The organism is Thalassoglobus sp. JC818, assembly GCF_040717535.1.
Lineage (GTDB): Bacteria > Planctomycetota > Planctomycetia > Planctomycetales > Planctomycetaceae > Thalassoglobus.
Map to the genome: position 1 here is coordinate 1 of NZ_JBFEFI010000036.1, position 597 is coordinate 597.

Below are 597 nucleotides of genomic sequence, written 5' to 3' on the forward strand. Positions count from 1 at the left end.
CTAGCGTCTTGTTCAAATTCGTGCAGCGCACTCTTGACTTGATAAATTGTTCTCCACTTGGCGATTTGCTTCCGAGCAAGAATTGGTAGAAACCAAAACATGATTATTGCTATGCAAATCAATAATCGCGAGAGAGAGAAATGGCGACTTACTACAATAGACATCACCACTGTAGCCATAAAGCCGAGCCCATATACACAATAAACAAATGCCACCCGACGCCCCAGCATGCCCCACTGCATCATCGAGGTGGCCGCAGTCCCAGTGGCTAGTGCATCTGTCAATTTCAGTCGAGCCGCAGCAAGCCAACAAGCTTCATTGTAACTTGCATCAATTCCCGCCCAAAGCAAAGCGATTGATGCAAGAACAAGTGAAACTATCGCGTTCAGGGCGAAAAGCCTGTGACGCCGCTTCGTGTGTTGGCTCATTGGGATTCCAGCTGTTGCGATAAGCACAATTGTAGGAACAGCAAGCCTCGAAGTGAATCGGCATTCCCACTGGTGGATTTACCTGCTTTCCGGACGGGGCAATCCGAATTCGAATAAAGTATGCAAGATACAGATCTAATTCATCCACGAATTCGAGCAGGTCAACATT

At 47.4% G+C, this 597-nt stretch carries 1 protein-coding gene; it reads right to left on the bottom strand.

From position 1 onward, the window contains the following. A partial coding sequence (locus AB1L42_RS23835; protein WP_367062746.1) for a hypothetical protein occupies positions 1-428 on the bottom strand: 428 nt, incomplete at its 3' end. Positions 429-597: the final 169 nt, after the last annotated feature.